This window comes from Vibrio sp. 2134-1, from assembly GCF_033339495.1.
In genome coordinates this window covers 1-607 of record NZ_JAWOUS010000649.1, presented here as the reverse complement: position 1 = coordinate 607, position 607 = coordinate 1, and the positions used below count along the sequence as shown (strand labels likewise).

The 607-nt window shown below is 44.6% G+C and carries 2 pseudogenes; both read right to left on the bottom strand.

Features of this window, described 5'->3' with window-relative positions:
* Positions 1 to 284: pseudogene (locus tag R7R78_RS27765) on the bottom strand (DedA family protein); the annotation flags it as partial.
* Positions 281 to 607 (bottom strand): annotated as a pseudogene (locus R7R78_RS27760) (dolichol-phosphate mannosyltransferase); the annotation flags it as partial. The pseudogenes R7R78_RS27765 and R7R78_RS27760, both read right to left, overlap by 4 nt.

The window sequence follows — 607 nt, the reverse complement described above, 5'->3', positions numbered from 1 at the left end:
TAGTTAAATGTCGCCCCAAAAACACAAGCAAATAAGGTGATAAGCACGCCTAATTGGACGTGGTATAAATAGCCGAATACCAATGCGATGGCTTGCTTTGGCCCACTCAACGACAAAAACACCACACTGAATGTGAAGATGACCACATGCCCTAAAGCCCCGTTTTTTTGAATGTAGCCAACCAGCCAGTTCTTATCTGTGAGGTGAGATAAAACGGGATTATCGAGCTGATTTGCTAACAAAACCCCAGCAAGTATAAGAAGTGCAAGCTTTAACCATTTCATTGTTTTGCATTTTCATTGGCAATGCTGACAGCTTTGATCATCGGATTTTTCGTGCGCTTTTGTAACCAGATCACACCAAACATATCAACAATCCCTACCCAAGCACGGTTCCATGCATTGTAATTGGAAGTGCCTGCTTCTCTGTCTCGGTGCGCGACTGGGTGAACGACGATCTCCCCGCCCATCGCTTTGATGAGTGCAGGCAAAAACCGATGCATATGATCAAAATACGGCAAGCGCAGATAAGTCGATTTAGGGATGACTTTAAGTCCACAACCAGAATCTGGAACACCATCACCTAGTAATGCATGACGCACTCTGTT